Origin of the sequence: Caballeronia arvi (assembly GCF_001544695.2) — a bacterium.
Lineage (GTDB): Bacteria > Pseudomonadota > Gammaproteobacteria > Burkholderiales > Burkholderiaceae > Caballeronia > Caballeronia arvi.
The window spans coordinates 1-18,693 of the sequence record NZ_FCOM02000090.1; the positions used below are offsets into that span (position 1 = coordinate 1).

An 18,693-nucleotide genomic window follows, 5' to 3' on the forward strand; every position below is an offset into this window, starting at 1 on the left:
CAAGCAGCTCGAGACCACCGCGCTTTACGTGCAGGTCGCCACCGACCTGCTGCGCCAAGTCATCAGTCCGCTGGAGCGTCTGCCTTCCAAGTAACGCGGCGCAGTTTAGTACCTCATGCTCGAAGTCGCGGACATCTTCCGCGCCCAAGGTCCGGTATGGCGACGTACGGTGTCGCTCAGCCTGGGGCAGCTGAAGGTCATGTCGGCCATCGAACAGTGCCGCACCGCGGCGCTGGGCGGGCATGTGCTGCGCTGTTCAGGTTGCGCAAAGATCGAAGTCGCCTTCAACTCATGTCGTAACCGCCATTGCACAAAGTGCCAGGCGAGCGCCGCGCGCCGCTGGCTCGACGCGCGTCAGGCCGACCGTAAGCGGTAGTTTGAGATTGACCCGCCAAAACGGACACCTATCCTTTGGAAAAAGGGGGTGCCAAAATGGGCAAGCATCGAGCACCGTACCCGGCGGAATTCCGGGCTCGCATAGTGGACTTGGTGAAGGCGGGGCGAACACCCGAGGAGCTCGCGCGAGAGTTCGAGCCTAGTGCGCAGACGATAATCAACTGGGTGGCGCAGGCGGATATTGACGCCGGCGTGCGTCAGGAGGGGTTGACCACGGCTGAGCGCCAAGAACTCACCCGTTTGCGCCGCGAAAATCGGCAATTAAAGACGGAGCGCGACATTCTCTCTCACGCTGCAGCCTGGTTCGCCCGCGAGACAGGAGCCGTATCCTCGAAGGATACGGATTCATGAGAGCGAATCAGGCCCGTTGGCCCATTGCCACGATGGCGCGGCTGCTGGGAGTCTCGACCAGCGGCTACTACGCGTGGCTGGTGCGGGAGCCATCAAAGCGGTCACGTAGCGATGCTCAACTACTGACGCGCATTCGTACGTTGCATGCGAGTTCACGAGGTACGTATGGGGCGCCACGCATCCATGCGCAACTTGCGCGCGAGGGAGTGCACGTGGGACGCAAACGAGTCGCGCGCCTGATGCGCATCGCGGACCTACGGGGAGCAAGCCGACGGCGCTGGCCACGTACAACGCGTCAGCGTGCCGGGGCACGGCGCGCGCCGGACCTCGTGCGCCGGCACTTCAATGCGGAAGGGCCCAACATACTGTGGGTCGCAGATGCCACCTACATTCCGACGACAGAAGGCTTTCTCTATCTGGCCGTGGTGCTTGATGTCTTCAGCCGGCGCATCATCGGCTGGGCGATGTCGAACCACTTGTACACCGAACTGATGTTGCGCGCGCTCGACATGGCGCTGCAACAGCGACGCCACGAGGGCGTTATTCTGCATTCCGACCAAGGGGCCCAATACACGTCAATTGCCTTCGGAAAGCGCTGCCGCGAAGCGGGCGTGCAACCATCGATGGGTACGGCCGGCGACGCCTACGACAACGCAATGTGCGAATCCTTCTTTGGGACGCTTGAAGCAGAGCTCCTGTCGCGCGAACACTTCGCGACCCATGAACAAGCACGGAGGCGCATCTTCTCCTTCTTGGAAGGCTGGTACAACGTACGCCGCCTGCATAGCAGCATCGGCTATTGTTCGCCGCTCGAATTCGAGAACCTGAGCGCGAAGACAAAAACCGCATCACCCTGCGGGTTGCCCACCGACGGGCAGCGTCGCGGTCGTGAGAAGCGACCCGCTGCCCGTCCGTGGACAACCCGCGACTCTACGCTTAACGGAGGCCAGACCACGACACATCTTTGACTGCAAATCTGTCCGTCGGAGCGGGTCAACCTCACTGCCGCGTGGGATGACGGCGCACCGCGTCGACATCGACGCCATCTAGCAGCAGGTGAAGCTGTTCGGTGGTGAACTCGATCACTGCCTGCTGACGGCGGGGCCATATAAAATGGTCCGCCTCGAGTCGCTTCATCAGGAGCCAGAAGCCGGCCCGGTCATAGAGCACAAGCTTCACGCGATCACGCTTACGATTGTGGAATGCAAAGACGGCTCGCGCGAACGGGTCAAGTTGCATCGATTGCTCGACCACTGTCACCAGTGTATTCAGTCCGCAGCGGAAGTCGATTGGTTCGCGATGGAGGTAGATCCGCAGATCATCGTCAAAGCGGAACATCAACCCGCTCCCAACGCCACGATCATCGCCTTGACCAGTGACGTGTCCTGCACTGAGCATTCCAGATCGATCGCGACGCCGTTGGGCAGTCTTACGGACAGGCGCGCTTGCGGCGGTGCCAACGTCGACGCTGAGGGAGAATCGCGACGTACCGCCAACGTGGCCGTCGGCTCTGCCGCCTTCAGCGTCGCGTTCCCGATCGTAACCACGGGAACAAACGCAGAAGGTTCGGGCTCGCTCGTCCTCGGCGGATCGGCAACAACGCCTGCCTTGCGGTACATGTCGACCCATTTGCGCAGTTGGTTGGCATTCACTCCTGCCTTCAGCGCCAAACCGGCAAGCGACGCGCCAGGCCGCAGGCATGCCTCGACTAAGCGACGTTTCCCATCAGGATCGAATGATCGTTTGCCCTTTGGCGAAACGTGCGTCACCTTCAGCGGCAGAAACTCGAGGTCAATCGTGTCAGGCGTCATCGTCGTTGCGTCCGCAAGTGTTGGTTGCGGACGCAAGCGTGACCTCTTTCACTCCATCGCGCTATGTGCGGAGAAATTCGCGCTTACGGCCGACCTGCTGCCGGTGGAGTACTACCACGTCGTCTTCACGCTACCTGCGCCCATCAGTGCCATCGCCTGGTACAACAAGGCCGTCATCTACGGGCTGCTGTTCGATATCGCCGCCCAAACGCTACGCACCATCGCCGCTGATCCGAAGCATCTGGGTGCCAACATCGGCGCCACGCTCGTGCTGCACACCCGTGCTCGGCGCTCACGCATCATCCCCACGTGCACGGTATCGTCCCCGGCGGTGGGTTGTCGCCCGATGGTCAGCGGTGGATCGCCTGCCGGCCCGGCTTCTTCCTGCCGGTGCGTGTGCTCTCGCGCCTGTTCCGCAGGCGCTTCCTCGAAGCGCTCACGGACGCACACCGGCATGGCCACCTGCAGTTCTTCAGCCAGTATGCTGAACTAGCCGACTCAACTGTCTTTGACGCCTGGCTTGCGCCACTGCGTGCCTGCGAATGGGTCGTCTACGCAAAGCGCCCCTTTGCAGGACCCGAAGCGGTGCTGGCGTATCTATCGCGTTATACGCACCGCGTGGCGATCTCCAACCAGCGCCTGCTCGCATTCGATGAACGCGGCGTCACCTTCCGCTGGAAGGACTACCGTGCAACGGGACGCACTCGCTACAAGACCATGACTCTCGAAGCCGGCGAGTTCATGCGCCGCTTCCTCCTCCATGTGTTGCGCAGCGGCCTCCATCGTATCCGTCACTACGGATTGCTTGCCAACCCGGTGCGCCGCGCCAGTCTCGCGAAGGTGCGTGAACTGCTGCACGACACGCCCGGAGTCGACCCATCACCCCACGAAACCGTCATCGAAACGCGACCTGCCTTCATCTGCCGACACTGCGGCGCACCGATGATCGTCATCGATATCCTTGCGCGCACCGCACCGATCCGCGCACCACCCACGCGTCGGGGCGAGACATGAACGCAACTGTTCCAGGACGAGCAACCCCATCGTCGGCTCTGCGGCAACGCGGCCCACGAGCGGACGTTCGCGCCTGTCGCTCCCCGCATTCCCTCACACCTTCGATCCGACATCACGATTGCACGACTGCACCCCGTCGGCACATCATTAGCGTTCACTCGGCACGCCGCCGGACCGCGCATCCCGTAGTTCCGCAGGTTCTCCTGGTCTATCAATCGCCATAGACCCGAAAACTTCTATTGCATCGGAAAACTCCGCGGTTTCCTCCCTTCAGGTTTGTCCAACGCCTGCCCGCACGCGCCATCACGCGTTTCCGAGCCTGCAGACCTGGGCAGGCGTCGAACAAACCTTAAGATCAGGTGGCCTACCGTTGACTCAATTCAGTGACCGTTCGCAGCGTCTGGGAGATGTCCGGACTTCGATCATCGGTACGAGGGGCTGGCGGCGTCCATTGCCGTGCCACGTCACTAACTTGCTTCCTAAGTCAGGTTGTTCATTCACGGACCAAGTTTGCGACACGGCAGCAGATTCCTTGAAAGCCTGAAGATTAGCTGGGCACTCCGGTCATGCACAACCCGGCCGACATGGTAACAAATCGACGAACCGCACTGCTCCGCGAGCGCCCTCGCTCGCGCGTGGAATTCGATCAAGGCTTCGAACGGGGACGCAAGCTCCGAACGCGCGAAACGTACCGATGCCCTTCCGTAGCGCATATCATGCTTTGTCCGCCAATCGATGACCTCGCCGTTTATGTGTCGCTGCAGCATTTCTACGGCGAGTATTGCCGAGCAGCGCGTAGCCCGGTCCATGCAGCGGTCGACGTTCGCCGAATATCCGCCGATGTGCCGCACGGGCGTCAGAAAAGGCGCGTGGCCGATCAGCCGATTAAGCGTCGGCTCGCTGCAAATCACCGAACGCAGCTTCGCCTTGCGCTCTACTTCCGGCCGATCGAGAAACGGCGCTTCTTCGACTCATCTGACGGACGAACGCAGTTCGCCAGCGGATCATCCAGTACTAGGCATCGCGATGCTCAGGATGCACGGCGACAGTGATCTTGTTGCGATCGTGCGCATTGACGGGAAAGCCGTCGCGCACACGAGTGAAGATCGCGATACGCGCAGGTAGGCGCGGGGCGCTTCGAGGTTTAGAAGACGCGCCAGCACGCGGCCCCAACCGCTGGCATCGAGCACGAAACTCATGTACCTTATATCGCGTGCCAGCCTCCTCGGCGACTTTGAGCGCAGGCGCGCCTCCCGTTTTCATTTCTGTAGCGCAGGATAACCTAAGCGCACTTCCGCGCCTGCGTTGCCGCGCGGCAAGTTTTCTCTCCTGTTTGCTTCTTTTTTTGGTTCGCAGATGTCTGCTATTTGCCGCATAGCTTTCTAGTCGAGCGCTCCGCTCAACTCAATCGGCTGACCAGCGCTACATTGTGGTTACGGATAAGGCCTGGCAGAAGAAAGATGTCGACAAAGAGCCAGATACCTACGACACCAAGCAGCACGAAGCCAACGCCCGCGAACGTCAGTGCCGCGCCGATAAGCGACATCACGAGCTGCAGGATACCGCTCAGTGTCTTCCCGGCATAGAAACGATGCGCACCGAGATAACCCAGAAAAAACCACAATAGGAACGCGACGACCAGACTCTTCTTCTGTGCGTCGTACATCATCATCTGGCGGGACACATCGCTCATGTAACTCTCCTGGTTATCGATAATCGACAAAGTGACCGGACATTGACACGATCTCAACGATAATGCGCAAGCAATGCTTGGTAGCGAAGGTCTTCGCGCAAGGACGCGAACTCGGGTGCGGCATCGATCATGTCGAAGCCTCGGAAGCCTTGTTTGAAGGCCTCGTTGAGACTATCGATGGCCGAATCCTGGGCGCCCTTTCGCGCGGCAAGCACGGCCTGCTCGAAGGCTGACGGACGGACCGGGCGAGGCGGCACCTCGAGACCGTGCTCGCTCAGCGATACCGGCGCGACCTGCACCGGTGGCGACGGCGGGCGCTGCGTTTGCACGGCGATGGCCGGCACAACCGCCGATGCCATGACCGGCCCGGCAGCCTGAATCTTCGCATCCGGCTGCGGCGCCGGTTGCGCCGCGACCGCATCATGCACGCGCCGATAATAGACCTTCCCGAGCACCGGCGCGTCGAAATGGACTCGATCGGTCCCGTCGAAGAAGAACGACACACCGACGCCGTAGGGCAACTCCAGGACGGCTTCATTATCCTTCTGGGTGATGCCGTTCAATGGGATGCGCGCATCCGTACCCGGCACCGCCACGGCCTGCTCGCTGATCACGATGTCAGGTCCGATCGGCAGATGCGCGCTGAAAATGGTTGCACGCTCCGCCTGCCAGTGACCGATGATCGACGGCCTGTCCTGCCGGGAACAAGCGGCCAGCATCAGCCCGCAGGCAACCGTCAACGCGGTGCGTCGGAGGTTCATACCGTCTCCGGATGGTATTTCTTGAGCAGTGACTGGAAGCGAGGATCCTTGCGAATGACATCGAGATCCGGATCCTTCGCCATTGCGTCGAAATACTGAAAGCCGTTCAGGAAGCTGGCTTCGAATGATTTGAGCGCGTCGTCGGTGCGATCCTGCTTCAGACGAAGCACCGCGAGGTTGTAATAGACGAGCGACTGCTTCGGGTCGCGCGCCTTCGCTTCGTTCAATTCCTTCTCGGCCGAATCGAGCTTGCCCTGCGCCATGTCGGCGATGGCAACCTTGATCATTTCCTTGGCGGCCGCACGATTGCTCGCGGTCTCGGCACCGGGAGCATCGCCGCTCGTGAGCTGCTTCTCGCCAGCCTTGCGGTCGGCAGCGATATCTTCCGGCGTCGGTGCAATGCCGGTGCTCGTCACCGTCGCGTCACTCGCGGTAGCAACGCTCTGCGTCGCGGGCGCTGAGACGGGCGCCGCCGCCATTGCCACCGGTGCAGCAGGTTCGCTCGCCGCTTGCGCCGCTCGCACGGCAGGCTCAGCTTCCGCCGACTTGTGCGCATGCGAGACATAGAACGCAGTCCCGCTGCCGATCACCAGCACTGCAGCGCCGACAATCGCGGCGATCACCGGCGGTTTCACTTTCTTTCCGCCGCGCGCGTTCGGCATCTGCAGTTCGAGCAAGGTCTTACAATCCGGGCAGTGAAGATCTTCACCAGGACTGCGCTCGAAGATTTCGCAGGTGTTGGCGCGTTCGCAATCGCCCAGCGTCGGACATTTATACATGGCCATGTTGTCGTTTTCCGCTTCTTGTTCGTTGAATGTGCAATCGCGCTCAGGCGGCCTGCGCCGTGGCAGCCGGCAGTCCGATGATGTCGCGAATCTGCGGCTTCAGCGCGACGATCGCCTTGTAGCCGGGATCGTCAGTGAATCCGCCGTTATCGACGAGCGTCTTGCGCGCGAACGCATCGAAGTCGCCGATAAGCTTCGTCTTGTCGTCGCGATGTTGCAACGTGCTAGCGATATGGCGCGTCACTTCCGCCTCGATCATCTTCTGCAGATCGTCCTTCTGATCGCCGTCGAACACGGCGGACCAGTTCCGTCCGTTCAGCACGCGATCAGTCGGCAGGCCGTCATCTTCGTAGACGAAGACCCATTCGGTTTCACCCGTGACGCGGTTCTCGCGCGAACGGATCATCTGCAACAGATGGGCGATCAGGCGATACGGCTTGCGCTTCGCCTGCGACGCCACTTCCGCGGACGTGCGGGCATAAAGCGGCGGCAAACGCTTGCCGTTACCCGCGCTGTGCAGCAAGTGCGATTCGTTGAAGTCGGCGAGCAGGCCGTCGTAGTGGCGCCTCAGCACGGGCAGCGACTCTATGAAGCGCACCGGCATGAGCGACGCGATCTTCATGATGACGATCTCGTTCGACAGCTTGCCCGTGGCGACCACCGTGTCTGACGCCGGATCCTTCTGTTCCTCAAACATGCGCGTGAGCGAGGCATGAAAGTTCTTCTGGCTCTCGCATTCCGGCAGGAACACAGCGACCGTTTTCGCCGTACCGACAGAACCTCCCTGATTGTTCGCGACCGAGCGATCCACTTCCGTTTTGTTGTACTGGAGCATCGTGCCGGACTTTTCGTACAGACCGGACACGAATGCCTTCAGCCCGCTCGGATTCGCATCGTATTGCTTCTGCAGGCGCTCGACGATATTGACGTGCAGCACCGGCTGAATCGACTTCGCGATCTCCGTGTGCGCGAGTTCGACGATGACCGCGGACGACTGTGAAATCGTCGAGATGATCGCGCCGAGCGACACGCTGCGCACGAGCTTGTCGAAGGAATCGACTTCGGTGCCCGCGAGTTCGATGATTGACTGACGCACCTTTTGGGTACGCGCGATCTGCGCCTGCTCGTCGATGACGAGGGCCTTCATGACACTGTTGATCGCGTTGCGATCGAAAATGCGTTGCTGATAAACGGCGTCCGCACCGGCAAGACGCGCGGCTTGTTCATCGTGTACTTGCTCCGTCGCTGCCGCGAGATTCTGGTGCAGCGAGTCGATGAGCCCGCGCAGCGTCATGAGTTCATCCTTGATGAACGGAATCAGACCGCACGCAAAGCGCTGACCTTGGAGCAGCGTGCGCAGCGCGAACTGATCCTGATACTGGTGGCGATCTCCGTGAAGAGCCCGCCGCGCTTGTCCGTCAGATGCTTGCCGAGGAAACCCACCTTGTTGAACTGTGCGTTCAGTTCATCGATGCGCGCCTGGATCGCGGCTTCGTTCGCCGGGCCCTTGGTCAGCTCTTCGTTGAAGACTTCGAGTCGCTCGTCAAGCATGTTCACGAGAGCATCGATGAACTGGCGCAACTGGATCAGCGAATGTGTGCCGATTTTCCAGTCCGAGAAGAGTTGCTTCTCGATCTGACGGCTGACATGGCGCGCCATTTCGAGGCGCGCATTCGCCTTGATCTCGTAGAACTTGCGCACGCCGCCCATGGTCCGATACGTTTCATCGAAGACCTTGGCCAGACGCGAGCTCAGCGCATGGACCCAGGTTGTCTGCTCGAGTGTCGGATCTACACGAATCTCCGGCGCGAGGCGGCTCACGATCTGCTTCCAGTATTCCCTTGCGGGCTTCCACATCGCGTTGCGCGCATCGTCTTCGAGAATGCCCGTCTCGAGCATCAGATGCGCGTCGCTTAGCAAGAGCTTCTGGATAACGTCGGGCTTGCGCGCTTCCGAACCCCAGTCCTTCTGAACGGGCTCGTCGGCATAACCTTCGCCCTGACGGAAGTTGTTGAACATGAGCTGGCGCGTGGCCTGCTCGGCGAACCCGTAGGCGAGATATTCCTTGATCTCCTGCTCCGGCACGACGATTCGCTCTACGCCAAACGAAAGAAACAGCTTGGCGCGCGCTTTGCCAATGTCATCTTCGGATTCGAAATTCTTGATATCGTTCTCGCCTTTCTTCGCGCGCCCCAAACCTTCCCACTGCTTGTTGAGCGTCTTCTGAAAGATGAACTCGGAGACGATGCGCGGCAGTTCCGTGTCGATGTCGAACTGGAGATGATGCTCGTTGACATTGTTGACGAGATAGCAGCCATTGAAATACGTATCGTGATTCATCGGCGAGCCGTCCAGCACGCTTGGCGGATGATATTGCCCGACCGCCATCGCGTTGAGCTCCGCGAGCGCGCCATAGCCGTTCGCGTAGTAGTTCGAGAAGCCCGCCACGTTGCGCACGCGCTTCGAGTCTTTCTCGGGCAGCAGCGCATAGATTAGGATGCGGTGCAGGTCGGCTTCCGGATACTTGTTGCGAATGAGCGCGACGGCATCGACGATGGAGCCGCTTCCGGTCCCGCCCGCGAGACCGCAGACGATATGAATGGTCACGCCCTTGCGTCCCGGTCCTTCCTCGAGCACGCGCATGCGATCCTCGACGGCCTTGACGAACTGCGCGGCATTCTGCGCGAACACCAGCCTTCCGAGCTTGCGGCGTTGCGCCGCACCCGCGATACCCGGCTTCACGAAGTCGAAAATGCTGCGCGGCTCGATCCAGTCGCGCAACCCGGGAAAGGACGCAGGATCGTCGAGCACGGGCCGTACGTTGCTGGCCGTGTTGATCACATACTGGCTGCGTGCAAGCTCGATGTCCTTGCCCAGCACGCGCCATTCATCGTGCTTGTCGAGTTCGTCTGTCGACGTGTCGACGTACAGATACTCGAACCGAGCATCGGATGGCGAATTGCCTTCCACGTCGCGATTGCGTTCGACCGTCTTGCGGAGATTGCGGATGATCTTGCCGCCCGATCCACCCAGGCCAATGATGAGATGGTTGTGTTCCATGTGTCGACTCGTGTTGTTTTATCGGCTCGCCCGTGCCGGCGGAATCACTCGTGCGCGAGGTTGATCTTTAGATACAGGTTGGCGTCGGACGCCGTCGCCGGCTTGACCACGTAAGAGGCGACCTGGCCGCCGGCGGTGGGCGCGGCATCGTCGCTGAATGCGATGCCCTTGGCCGCGTAGTTCGGCCCGGCCGCGGCGGCAACTGGCGCCGCGCACGCGGTCTTGTCGTCGGAGAACGCGATTCCCTTGGCCGCATAGCCTGTGTCCGCGCTGGCCATCTTCAACGGCGCGCCATCCGACGATGCAGGCGTGGGCGCGTCGGCGATCGCGCCGTTCGGCTGCGGCACGCAGGCTTGCGCGAGTGTCGGCGAAGAGGTCGATACGAAGTCGGGCGTCGAGCCCCCGACACGTGCGCGCAGATCGCCGCGCACCGGTTCAGGCGACAGGTAGACCATCAGCTTTTCCATGCCGGGCTTATCGTCGAACACGAAGGAACCGCGCGCGGGAAGGAACACCACGCCCATTGCATCGACGAAATTGTCCTGCGAACGCTGCGGATAAATCTGCGTGATCGAACCGTCTGGTCCCTCATTCAGGATGTAGATGTACGAGGGATGATTCACCTTGACGCCTAGCTGGAAGTGTTCGCCGCTCTTGAAGACTCGCCGCGCGAGGACGTCGTGCGTCGAGCCGTCCGGCTGCTTCAGCCGAATGAAATAACTCGCGCCGACGTTCGCTACCTTCTTGGTTGAAACTTTGACGACACGTGCCTTTTTCGCGGAAACCGGAGCGGCCTGATCCGGTTTGTTCTCAGCAACCGCGACTTCGTTGCTAATGGCCGGCGCCGTGGAGGTCGCCACAGTGCGGACGTTGTCATCCTCGCCGAAGAAGAGCGATTTTGCGGTGTAGCCGTCTTCGGCCATGGCGTGACCCGCGACCGTGGCGAGCGCGAGCGCAGCGAATGCATGACGCATGATGTATGTCTCCGGAATGCTGAAAGAAGCTGCTTCGACAAATGGGCTATTGGATTTCGTTCAGACCGGCCGGTATCGTCGACCACTCGCGCGGCACCTGATGACGCTCGCTATTCGATACCTCGATTGCCTTGCGCGAAGTGAAGCTCTGCGCGTCGCGAAATGCCGGCGCCAGTTGTCCGTGGTACTGATCCAGATAGGCGAACAGTGATTGCGTGAAGAACGAACCCTTCAGAATCTGGCCGCCAGCGAGCGGGCTTTCGAACGTGCCGCTCTTCGGTCCGAGCGATTCCTCGTTCGGGCTCGTCGCGGTGATGATGTTGTATCCCGCGCGACTGCGGTCGATCGCCGTGCGTGTCTGCGAAGCGCCGGCCTGGGCGACGCCGTCGTCCGAGAAGCGGATGCCCTTCGACGTGTAGCTTTCGCCGCTCCATGACGCGAGGGAGATGCCCGCATACTCGTTGCGATTGCCGTTGGTGCGACGCACATACGCGGCGCTTTCGTCCACGATGTCATTGAGCATATCGCCGCTATAGCACGTGTCGATCACCACACGGGTGACGCGGCTCGGCTTGCGCGCAAGATCCTGGACCATCGTATCGGGCACTGCAAACTGCTGGAAATGCAGGAGAATCTCAGTCCGATTGTTCGAGCGGACGGTCGTCTCGTCGCCCGAGTCGTAGGCCATGATCGACATCTTGCGATTGTCGCCACCGGCGGGACTCGGCACCGGCATGTTGCCGTGACTCGATACGTAGATGAAAACGTCGTCGTTCGGGCGGATCTGCGCGCTGAGTCGCGCGATTCCGGCTTCGATATTCGCCTTCGTCGCCTGCTCATTGAGCAACGACGTCACCTGATAGCCCGCGCGCTGAAGATAGCGCTGAACGACCTCGGCATCATCCGCGCCCTGAATATCAAGCAGATGATAAGGATCCGCAAAATGGTTGATGCCGATCACGAACGCCCGCTTCACGGGCAGCGCAGCTTTCGCCGCCTGCGCGCGATTGAACGCGGCGAGCGCTTTGCCGGCATCGACTTCCCAACGCTTCTTGAGGATATGTTCCGGATAGAACGGCGAAGTCGACTTGATTCCGACGATCGACTGCACGATCAGGAACGCGGTATCGACTTCGTCCTCGTCCCGATACGTCCCGGTAAGTTGAATGCGCCCGGTGTTGTCGCGTGTCACGGTTGCCTGAGTGAGTCCGTGACTGGCGAACTTCACTCTGATCTGCTGAACCAACGGCTCAGGGACGTTGTACGAGTGATAGACATTTTGATACCCCGGCATGCTGCTGGCCGCACACGCAGTCAGCAGAACTGGGCCGATCAAACACGCAAGGCGTGCGATAAACCGTTTCATAGCAATCCGGGAGACGCGCGCGCGCCTCCCCACCTCGATGCGGGTTTACGAAAAGAAGCGCCGGGCAGCGCGTTAGGCGGCCCGGACGACGCTTTACTGAGTGACGGTGAACTGTTGCGAAGCGACTGCCGTCGGGCTTCCGTCGGTGGTCACAGCCATCTGCACACGATATTTGCTGCCCGGCTTGGCGTCGGGAGGGATTGGAATGTGACTCACATCTTGTTGCTGACCCGGTTCAAGCGTGAGTTGCTGGGAGCTATGGCCCGGAAACGCGACTTCAGTTTCCTTGTCGTCCGCGATAACGAAGAGCTTCCGATCGATGGTGACTGGAGCATCCGCGCCATTGGGCGTCATGACGATGAACGTGCTCTTGACTTCCGCCTGGCTATTCGGCGTGACCGGGCCGGGCACTTGGATCGACTGCATCCTGGCCAGCGGGCCCTGCTTCGCGTTGTAACGGATTTCTTTCTTGATCTTGTCGTAGTCTTTAGTGCGGTTGAGCTGGGACTCGGGAATCCATGCGGGATTCTTCTTGTAGCAGGTTTCATTTGCCGTGTAGAAGGAGGTTGCCCAACCTGCCACGCCACCCGCCACCGCGCCGATGAGCGCCGCCTTGCCTGCGTCTTCCTTCTTGTGAGCGACCAGCATGGCCCCGAGGCCCGCGAGCGCGCCCAGACCAGCGCCCTTCGCCGTTCCGACGATCTGCTCATGCTTGACGCAGGAATCTAGATCGTCATTAGCCGATTCTTGTGCTTGCACCCCGATGCTTGCGAACAGCATTGACTGGCAACGGCCGCGCAAGCCGCTACCCGCTTTTCCCTCTTGATCATTTCTCAGATCTCTCGCTTTGTTGTTGCTCATATGACGCATCGACCAAACGATCTCTCGGTTTTTATCCGCTCGGCCGTGCCCGCGTTTTCTTGTGCTGCTTTTTTGGTATCGACGCGCGAGACGCAAACTTTAGTGTTTGCTTAACTATTTCTGCAACTTTCAACAAAGAGCGTTTGCAACGACTTCGCTCAGCGCAATTCACGCTTTGAAGAAAGCAACGTGAAAGCTAAAACGCCTAGGAAATCAGGCTGCAAACCTAACCCCCCATCGAACGCTCTGTCCTGTGAGTCAAGCCTGTTTCTATCAAATTGATAAACATCGGGCAAGCGATTGTTGTTTAAGACAGTCGTCGCTTTAGAGATTGCGCTTGCGCCGCATCTTTGCTATGCGCGTTCGAAGCGTTTCCTCAAGGATCCGGCCTCCACAGCAAGAAGAATCAATTGTTGTCTCCACAATCATCAGAATCCAGCTGGGCCGCGCGCGGTGTCATCGCCAACGGACAGGAAAGTCACTGGCTGATTCGCGCGGACGCATTCCTGCGCGAGAAACGTCAGCACGCCGATCGGTGGGCTCGTGCTTGAGTGTATGAACGTATGCGAAGCTGCGTGCGCACCGTCTTCCCGCAGTGATTTTCTGACGATAACTTCGAACCAGCCGTCCTGTCCGCTGCCGCGTCCCGCGAGGCGGACATAGCCGCCGTCGATGCCGATCGCGCGCTGAACTGCGTTGAGGAACGGCAGATTGGCTAGCGGGCGGATCCGATATCGCCGTTGCTCATCGGCGATCATCGCCCTCAAGCCCTCACGCTCGTCGCCAGCACGTGCTCAAGCAGTAGCGCCTCCTCCAGTACCTCGACGCTCGGCCCGCTGGACACCATCGCGGCAATCGCGTCAAGGCCACGGTACCTTCGTGGCCGAGTTGTGACGAATCGGCGCATCGACCTAGTGATACCAACGTTCTCCTTGCACCTGAGCGATGCGAGAGTAAAGCGCGGCAGCAAGATCTTCATATCGCCATGCTTTCCAAATTGCGTTACATCCAGTTACACTATGTCACGACCGATTACAGGTCGACAATAAGGGAGAAAAAATGAATACGAGGATCGCGGTCGCAATCTCGGGAGTAAGCGTCATTCTGGCCGCATGTGGTGGCGGTGGTGATGGTGGTGGTGGTACCAGTAGCAATGCTTCGGCAGCCTCCTCGCAGAGCGCGACGGCGGCAGGACAATATGCAGGAACGGTGAATGGCCGCCAGGCAACCGTCCTGGTGCTAGACGATGGACGTTTCTACACGCAATATTCGGTGGCCGGTTCGCCTACTCTAATTGCAGGAGTGGTGGCGGGGACTGTCACTTCCAGCGGGGGCAATCTCAGCAATGGCTCGGGGACGGACTATAACCTCGAGGGCCAAGGCGCCAACCAAGTCACAATGTCTGGAACGTATTCAGCAAAACAGTTGCTCAAGGCAACGGTCGCTTATGCCAACGGCTCCCGAGCGGACTTCAATGGTAATTACGATTCGAGCTATGAAACCGCGCCCACCCAGACAGCGGTAACCGGCACGTTCAAGGGCACCAGTGCCACCAACATCGGCACGCGAGTTGGGACGGATACGGTCACCCTGATCGCTGATGCGAATGGAACCGTCACCGGCAGCGGCACGAACTGCTCTTTTACCGGTTCTATCAAGCCCCACGCAACCGGGAACGTGTATGACATCAGCCTCAACTTTGGTTCGGGCTCCGGGTGCGCCTATCCCAACACGTCCGCAACTGGCGTCGGCGTCATGAGCAGCAATCAAATCCACGCATTCGTGCAAACGCCGTCGAAAGCCGGAGTCATTTTCCTCGGAACCAAATAACACAAATCTCGATGTTGTCCTGTTCGCGTCTATATACCGCCAAGGCATTGCGACGCGGCTCCCATGTAAATCATCGACATCGGCGCTAATCCCACGGGCTTTCTCACATCCGTAGAGCGCTCAACAAATCAATGCTTACGACAAGACTTATTGCAGGCGCGGCGCTTTCCGCTGCCCTGGGTGCATGCGCTTCAATCAACGCTGCTTCCTATACGCCTTCAGTCGACAACGTCCAGACGCTAAAGAGTGCAGGAACCATCCAGACGCGCGTTAGGACCTTCGATTCGGCCGATACGGATGACAACCCGTACCCAGTACACCTGCGTGCACTACGTATGCACTCGCCTGTGGGTAATTCGTTTGGTGCCTACGTGTCGAATGCATTGACAGAAGAACTGGCTGTGTCCGACGCGGTCTCTCCCGAGGCCAAAGTGGAAGTGTCCGGCGCACTTCTTAAGAACGATATCGATGCAGCCGTCTCTCAAGGCACCGGCACCGTTTCGGCGCGGTTTGTAGTCAAGCGGGACACACGAGTGGTCTACGACAGCATCAAGACAGCGTCCGATACATGGGACTCCTCGTTTATGGCAAATATCGCCATTCCGGCGGCCACGGCCGCCTACCCGCATCTGATCCAGAAGCTGCTGGCGACGCTATATGCGGACCCGCTCTTCATCGCATCGGTGCGATGACCTCAATTCACTCCAGAAGATCTTTAAGCAAATGAGTCTCTTGAACTACATACGTGCAGGAGCCCTTGGGCTCACCTTTTCCATTCTTTCCGGATGCGCACATAACATCACGATCTCTGGCGATTCGTCGGAACTGACCAAAACAGCAAAACCGCAACAGATCGACAAGGTGGTCGGCCTGGTCATCACCGACGAGCAACGGGCGAGGGACGTGACGACGCCCGGCGGCGGAGGCGACAAGGTGACATACAAGCCTTATCGCGATCTCGAGTTCCCGATCTATCTCGAGCTATCCCGCACGTTCAAAGAGGTGGTTAAGCTTAATGCAGCGCCTGACGAGGCAACCGCACGTTCAAAGGGGATAAACTACATCATTGCGCCGCAAATCACAACCGACTCTTCCTCTCCGAGTATCATGACGTGGCCGCCGACCGATTTCTCGGTGACGTTGGTATGCACCGTGACCGATCCGACTGGAAAACTTGTCGCAGAGCCGGAGGTGCGAGGAAATGGCCATGCCGAGTTTGATGAGTTCAAGCATAATCTCGGTCTGGCGGCGCAACGCGCGGCAGTGGACGCGGTGAAAAAGCTGCCCGCTGCGATTCAAAGCGTCAGCGCAATCCATTAAATCGTGGTCGTATAATCTGTCAAGCCTTCCTTTGGTTTGACAGGCTTCCTTTCCCCCTTTGCGGATCTGCAATCGCGGGATGACACCCAGCGACGAGAGCAAGTCAGGACCTCGAGAACCCACCAAGTATGAGGATGAAGTTCACAGCCGTACAGTGCTATCGAATGCCATGGAATCACAGCCCCTATCCTTCCATAGCCTGACGAGCGAAGATGCGGAGGGCGATGCGTCTAAGGTCAAGGTGATGGCGACAGTGCGGGCGCATCCGACGTATCAGGCCAAGCTCGAACGGATGGCGAGCCGAATGAGCATGGAGCGCGGCGTCTCTAGCATCAGTTGCTCTGCGACGGATGTGAAAGCCACCCCGGAGTAAATTCATTCGTAGCAACGGGCTGGTCATCGCCCGATTTCCACTCGGCAAAAGAGGGCGTTCCAAAGCTCGTACCGCTCGGATAGGAAGCTTACCTGCGGGAGGTCATGGCGGCGAGGAGGAGTATTTTCAGTCGATGGCCCGTCGGCATCTGTGGGCGACCGCATTGGAACCTTTGAAATCACTGCATGGGCTACGAGAATTCGCGCACCTCACCGAGTCGTTGAGGCAGAAGAACCCGGATCCGGCTGAAGCGCGCGCCGAACAGAATTCAACTGATTCGCTTGTTAAGAAGATTCTTCTGGACTCGGAAGTGATCGAGCGGCGGAAGACCGAGCAACGTGCAACGTCGCTTCGCGCGTTTGTCTCCCCTCCGACAAAAAATCTGCAGCGGGCACTCGAGAGTCAGTCCGGTGACGCGACAGACCAGTTCATCGACGCTGCACTTTCCGTGTGGCCATGTACGCGTCAAACAGGCCCGTGTGCAGCCGACTGAGTTCTTCGCGTAAGGTCATCAATTCGTGCTGGTCGCCTTCGTGTTCACGGCGCAAAATCTCCCCGAGCAAAGCGGTCGCACGCGACGCCGGCACATCTCGCTGCACGCGCGCCTCCCCCAGCCGGCTCGCAAGCGCTGGCTTGACGATCATTAGCCAGGCCGGGAACCATACATAGTCCTCGATTTCGCCTGTACCGGGAAAGTCAGCATCGAAGCGCCGACGCAGCGCATTCAGCGAAGCGTCCCGAAGCCCGGCAATCAATGCGGCGAACCGTGACGGTGCCAGCCACGCCAATTCTGCGAACAGCGGCCACGCCGCATCGAGGCCGGACGCTCGATAGCGCGCTTCGGTCATCCAGGCGAGGGGCGACGGGATGCGCCACCACGATTCGATCGTGTTGACGGCATTAGTGGCCGCCGCACAGTCCCCTGCTCGAAGCCATAGCGGCGCGGCGTGACTTTCGGTGTGAGTCCCGCAGAACACCAGCGGTGCAGCGCGCTGGGCGAGCGAGCGCCAGCACGGTGTCGACCACGCATGAACGTCCTTCGCGGGCAGCACTTGCTGGACCGCAGGGATCACATGATTCTCGAGGTGTCGCCGGACCTCAGCCAACTCCGCGTGGTCGGTCAGTGGAAGGCTTGACTCGTTCTCGAGTTCGCGAACAAGCACCGTCATCGCAGGCAGCGCTCTGTCTTCAGGGTATTCGCTGGCGAGTTGCGTCAGTGAGGCTCGCGCGTCAACCGCATGGCGACGCTGCAAGTGCTCCACGACGTCATTGCGCAGTACCACGTCGCGGCTGTCGGCAAATATATCGAGCTGTTGCATGCTTTGCTGCATCGTCGTCGCACTCAGGAATGTGTCGATGAAGAGCGATCAGGCTAATTCATTTCAACGCGTCGAGGAAGCGGTTGCCGGTGCTTTCGACGGTCTTTTGATGAATCACCTGGTGCCAGGCGCGCCTCACAACAAGTCCGCTACCGACGCGCATCCAGCATCGTGCCTCGACAGCGGCGAGCGCCGCACCGACATGCGTAGAGGCGCTTGAGCGCCGCCGTTCGGCGCCCTTCGACATCGAGCGCGTAATCGATGAAGATCTCTGCGCCCTCTTCAATCTTGCGTGTCGCCCGGATGAAGATCCGGTCGCCCTCCTGTTCGGCTTCACAGTTGGGCGCGCAACTATGATTGATCCAGCGCGCGGAGTTGCCGCCTTGTGCGCCATCGATCATGCGTCCGTCGTCGAGCCCGAAGAAGAAGGTATGTCCGTCTTCAGCGGTGGACCGCTCATACCGACGCTGCGCCTCTTTGGCCGAGATGATCTCGCCTTTGTACTCGAGAATCGGATCACCCACGGAGATAGTTGCTGCGGCGAACACACCGCGACCATGCATGGGCGAGTGACGGACTGCAATGCGGCGCATGGTTGAGACTCTGGCGTGAAAAAGGAGTGAAATTATCTGCCCTGAGATGACGACAGGCATAATCGCATCATCGCGTGTCAGCCTGTCAAGAAATGTCCGCTCCGCCTCGTCGCACGAAACTCAAACGCAAGCCGGCGCGCGGCACCCTGGTGCGCTATGAAGACCGGATCGCGGAAGTTCTGGGCG

16 protein-coding genes and 6 pseudogenes are annotated in these 18,693 nt (G+C 59.7%); 8 read left to right on the forward strand and 14 right to left on the reverse strand.

Going from position 1 to position 18,693, the window contains the following annotated elements:
* The 3 pseudogenes from AWB74_RS47860 to AWB74_RS40555 all read left to right on the forward strand — a co-directional run.
* Window positions 1-94, forward strand: a pseudogene (locus tag AWB74_RS47860) (integrase); the annotation flags it as partial.
* A gap of 21 nt (window positions 95-115) precedes the next feature.
* Window positions 116-364, forward strand: a pseudogene (locus AWB74_RS40550) (transposase zinc-binding domain-containing protein); the annotation flags it as partial.
* Window positions 365-432: 68 nt separating this feature from the next.
* A pseudogene (locus AWB74_RS40555) lies at window positions 433-1,568 on the forward strand (IS3 family transposase); the annotation flags it as partial.
* Window positions 1,569-1,746: 178 nt separating this feature from the next.
* Here AWB74_RS40555 and tnpB read toward each other — a convergent pair.
* Both tnpB and tnpA read right to left on the reverse strand, forming a co-directional pair.
* A complete protein-coding gene (gene tnpB, locus AWB74_RS40560; RefSeq protein WP_061152181.1) occupies window positions 1,747-2,085 on the reverse strand; it encodes an IS66 family insertion sequence element accessory protein TnpB in 339 nt (112 codons plus the stop codon).
* Window positions 2,085-2,558, reverse strand: a complete 474-nt coding sequence (gene tnpA / locus AWB74_RS40565; RefSeq protein WP_061152182.1) for an IS66-like element accessory protein TnpA — start codon at window positions 2,556-2,558, stop codon at window positions 2,085-2,087. Before tnpA ends, tnpB begins: the two co-directional genes overlap by 1 nt.
* Window positions 2,559-2,646: 88 nt before the next feature.
* Between tnpA and AWB74_RS40570 the strand changes: the two are divergent.
* A pseudogene (locus tag AWB74_RS40570) lies at window positions 2,647-3,572 on the forward strand (IS91 family transposase); the annotation flags it as partial.
* Window positions 3,573-4,247: 675 nt separating this feature from the next.
* Here AWB74_RS40570 and AWB74_RS47865 read toward each other — a convergent pair.
* The 10 genes and pseudogenes from AWB74_RS47865 to AWB74_RS40615 all read right to left on the reverse strand — a co-directional run.
* Window positions 4,248-4,873 (reverse strand): annotated as a pseudogene (locus AWB74_RS47865) (NAD(P)/FAD-dependent oxidoreductase); the annotation flags it as partial.
* A 98-nt stretch (window positions 4,874-4,971) separates the two neighbouring features.
* Complete coding sequence (locus AWB74_RS40580) at window positions 4,972-5,265, reverse strand: TM2 domain-containing protein (protein ID WP_061152198.1); 294 nt, start codon at window positions 5,263-5,265, stop codon at window positions 4,972-4,974.
* A gap of 53 nt (window positions 5,266-5,318) precedes the next feature.
* Window positions 5,319-6,005, reverse strand: a complete 687-nt coding sequence (locus AWB74_RS40585) for a TPR end-of-group domain-containing protein (RefSeq protein WP_143749451.1) — start codon at window positions 6,003-6,005, stop codon at window positions 5,319-5,321.
* Between the two features lie 17 nt (window positions 6,006-6,022).
* Complete coding sequence (locus tag AWB74_RS40590) at window positions 6,023-6,811, reverse strand: tetratricopeptide repeat protein (protein WP_061152186.1); 789 nt, start codon at window positions 6,809-6,811, stop codon at window positions 6,023-6,025.
* A 43-nt stretch (window positions 6,812-6,854) separates the two neighbouring features.
* A complete protein-coding gene (locus AWB74_RS47870; RefSeq protein WP_235024886.1) occupies window positions 6,855-8,105 on the reverse strand; it encodes a hypothetical protein in 1,251 nt (416 codons plus the stop codon).
* 23 nt (window positions 8,106-8,128) lie between these two features.
* On the reverse strand, window positions 8,129-9,871 hold the full coding sequence (locus AWB74_RS47875; RefSeq protein WP_235024887.1) for a tubulin-like doman-containing protein: 1,743 nt from the start codon (window positions 9,869-9,871) through the stop codon (window positions 8,129-8,131).
* A 44-nt stretch (window positions 9,872-9,915) separates the two neighbouring features.
* The gene (locus tag AWB74_RS40600) at window positions 9,916-10,845 is read right to left on the reverse strand and encodes a DUF4384 domain-containing protein (protein ID WP_061152187.1); all 930 of its coding nucleotides are present in this window, start codon (window positions 10,843-10,845) and stop codon (window positions 9,916-9,918) included.
* Window positions 10,846-10,891: 46 nt separating this feature from the next.
* Complete coding sequence (locus tag AWB74_RS40605) at window positions 10,892-12,139, reverse strand: caspase family protein (RefSeq protein WP_160110376.1); 1,248 nt, start codon at window positions 12,137-12,139, stop codon at window positions 10,892-10,894.
* A gap of 165 nt (window positions 12,140-12,304) precedes the next feature.
* Complete coding sequence (locus AWB74_RS40610; RefSeq protein ID WP_061152189.1) at window positions 12,305-13,072, reverse strand: hypothetical protein; 768 nt, start codon at window positions 13,070-13,072, stop codon at window positions 12,305-12,307.
* A 415-nt stretch (window positions 13,073-13,487) separates the two neighbouring features.
* Window positions 13,488-13,925: pseudogene (locus AWB74_RS40615) on the reverse strand (ISKra4-like element ISBte1 family transposase); the annotation flags it as partial.
* A gap of 206 nt (window positions 13,926-14,131) precedes the next feature.
* Between AWB74_RS40615 and AWB74_RS40625 the strand changes: the two are divergent.
* From AWB74_RS40625 to AWB74_RS48495, 4 genes are all read left to right on the forward strand, one after another.
* On the forward strand, window positions 14,132-14,902 hold the full coding sequence (locus AWB74_RS40625) for a hypothetical protein (protein WP_143749453.1): 771 nt from the start codon (window positions 14,132-14,134) through the stop codon (window positions 14,900-14,902).
* Between the two features lie 131 nt (window positions 14,903-15,033).
* The gene (locus tag AWB74_RS46100; protein WP_143749454.1) at window positions 15,034-15,594 is read left to right on the forward strand and encodes a hypothetical protein; all 561 of its coding nucleotides are present in this window, start codon (window positions 15,034-15,036) and stop codon (window positions 15,592-15,594) included.
* 31 nt (window positions 15,595-15,625) lie between these two features.
* Complete coding sequence (locus AWB74_RS40635; protein WP_061152194.1) at window positions 15,626-16,222, forward strand: hypothetical protein; 597 nt, start codon at window positions 15,626-15,628, stop codon at window positions 16,220-16,222.
* Window positions 16,223-16,301: 79 nt separating this feature from the next.
* Window positions 16,302-16,595, forward strand: a complete 294-nt coding sequence (locus tag AWB74_RS48495) for a hypothetical protein (RefSeq protein WP_327363141.1) — start codon at window positions 16,302-16,304, stop codon at window positions 16,593-16,595.
* Window positions 16,596-17,023: 428 nt separating this feature from the next.
* Here the strand turns inward: AWB74_RS48495 and AWB74_RS40645 are convergent, their stop codons facing one another.
* The gene (locus AWB74_RS40645) at window positions 17,024-17,914 is read right to left on the reverse strand and encodes a hypothetical protein (RefSeq protein WP_061152199.1); all 891 of its coding nucleotides are present in this window, start codon (window positions 17,912-17,914) and stop codon (window positions 17,024-17,026) included.
* A 149-nt stretch (window positions 17,915-18,063) separates the two neighbouring features.
* Window positions 18,064-18,507, reverse strand: a complete 444-nt coding sequence (locus tag AWB74_RS40650; protein ID WP_061152196.1) for an SET domain-containing protein — start codon at window positions 18,505-18,507, stop codon at window positions 18,064-18,066.
* Between the last annotated feature and the right edge of the window lie 186 nt (window positions 18,508-18,693).

What these genes read in the sequence shown, in the direction of transcription:
- AWB74_RS40635 (WP_061152194.1), top strand. Translation starts at nt 15,626, where the DNA reads ATGAGTCTCTTGAACTACATACGTGCAGGAGCCCTTGGGCTCACCTTT.
- AWB74_RS40590 (WP_061152186.1), bottom strand. Translation starts at nt 6,811, where the DNA reads ATGGCCATGTATAAATGTCCGACGCTGGGCGATTGCGAACGCGCCAAC.
- AWB74_RS40650 (WP_061152196.1), bottom strand. Translation starts at nt 18,507, where the DNA reads ATGCGCCGCATTGCAGTCCGTCACTCGCCCATGCATGGTCGCGGTGTG.
- AWB74_RS40605 (WP_160110376.1), bottom strand. Translation starts at nt 12,139, where the DNA reads ATGCCGGGGTATCAAAATGTCTATCACTCGTACAACGTCCCTGAGCCG.
- AWB74_RS46100 (WP_143749454.1), top strand. Translation starts at nt 15,034, where the DNA reads ATGCTTACGACAAGACTTATTGCAGGCGCGGCGCTTTCCGCTGCCCTG.
- AWB74_RS40580 (WP_061152198.1), bottom strand. Translation starts at nt 5,265, where the DNA reads ATGAGCGATGTGTCCCGCCAGATGATGATGTACGACGCACAGAAGAAG.
- AWB74_RS47875 (WP_235024887.1), bottom strand. Translation starts at nt 9,871, where the DNA reads ATGGAACACAACCATCTCATCATTGGCCTGGGTGGATCGGGCGGCAAG.
- AWB74_RS40625 (WP_143749453.1), top strand. Translation starts at nt 14,132, where the DNA reads ATGAATACGAGGATCGCGGTCGCAATCTCGGGAGTAAGCGTCATTCTG.
- AWB74_RS40645 (WP_061152199.1), bottom strand. Translation starts at nt 17,914, where the DNA reads ATGCAACAGCTCGATATATTTGCCGACAGCCGCGACGTGGTACTGCGC.
- AWB74_RS40610 (WP_061152189.1), bottom strand. Translation starts at nt 13,072, where the DNA reads ATGAGCAACAACAAAGCGAGAGATCTGAGAAATGATCAAGAGGGAAAA.
- AWB74_RS48495 (WP_327363141.1), top strand. Translation starts at nt 16,302, where the DNA reads ATGACACCCAGCGACGAGAGCAAGTCAGGACCTCGAGAACCCACCAAG.
- AWB74_RS47870 (WP_235024886.1), bottom strand. Translation starts at nt 8,105, where the DNA reads ATGACGCTGCGCGGGCTCATCGACTCGCTGCACCAGAATCTCGCGGCA.
- tnpB (WP_061152181.1), bottom strand. Translation starts at nt 2,085, where the DNA reads ATGTTCCGCTTTGACGATGATCTGCGGATCTACCTCCATCGCGAACCA.
- tnpA (WP_061152182.1), bottom strand. Translation starts at nt 2,558, where the DNA reads ATGACGCCTGACACGATTGACCTCGAGTTTCTGCCGCTGAAGGTGACG.
- AWB74_RS40600 (WP_061152187.1), bottom strand. Translation starts at nt 10,845, where the DNA reads ATGCGTCATGCATTCGCTGCGCTCGCGCTCGCCACGGTCGCGGGTCAC.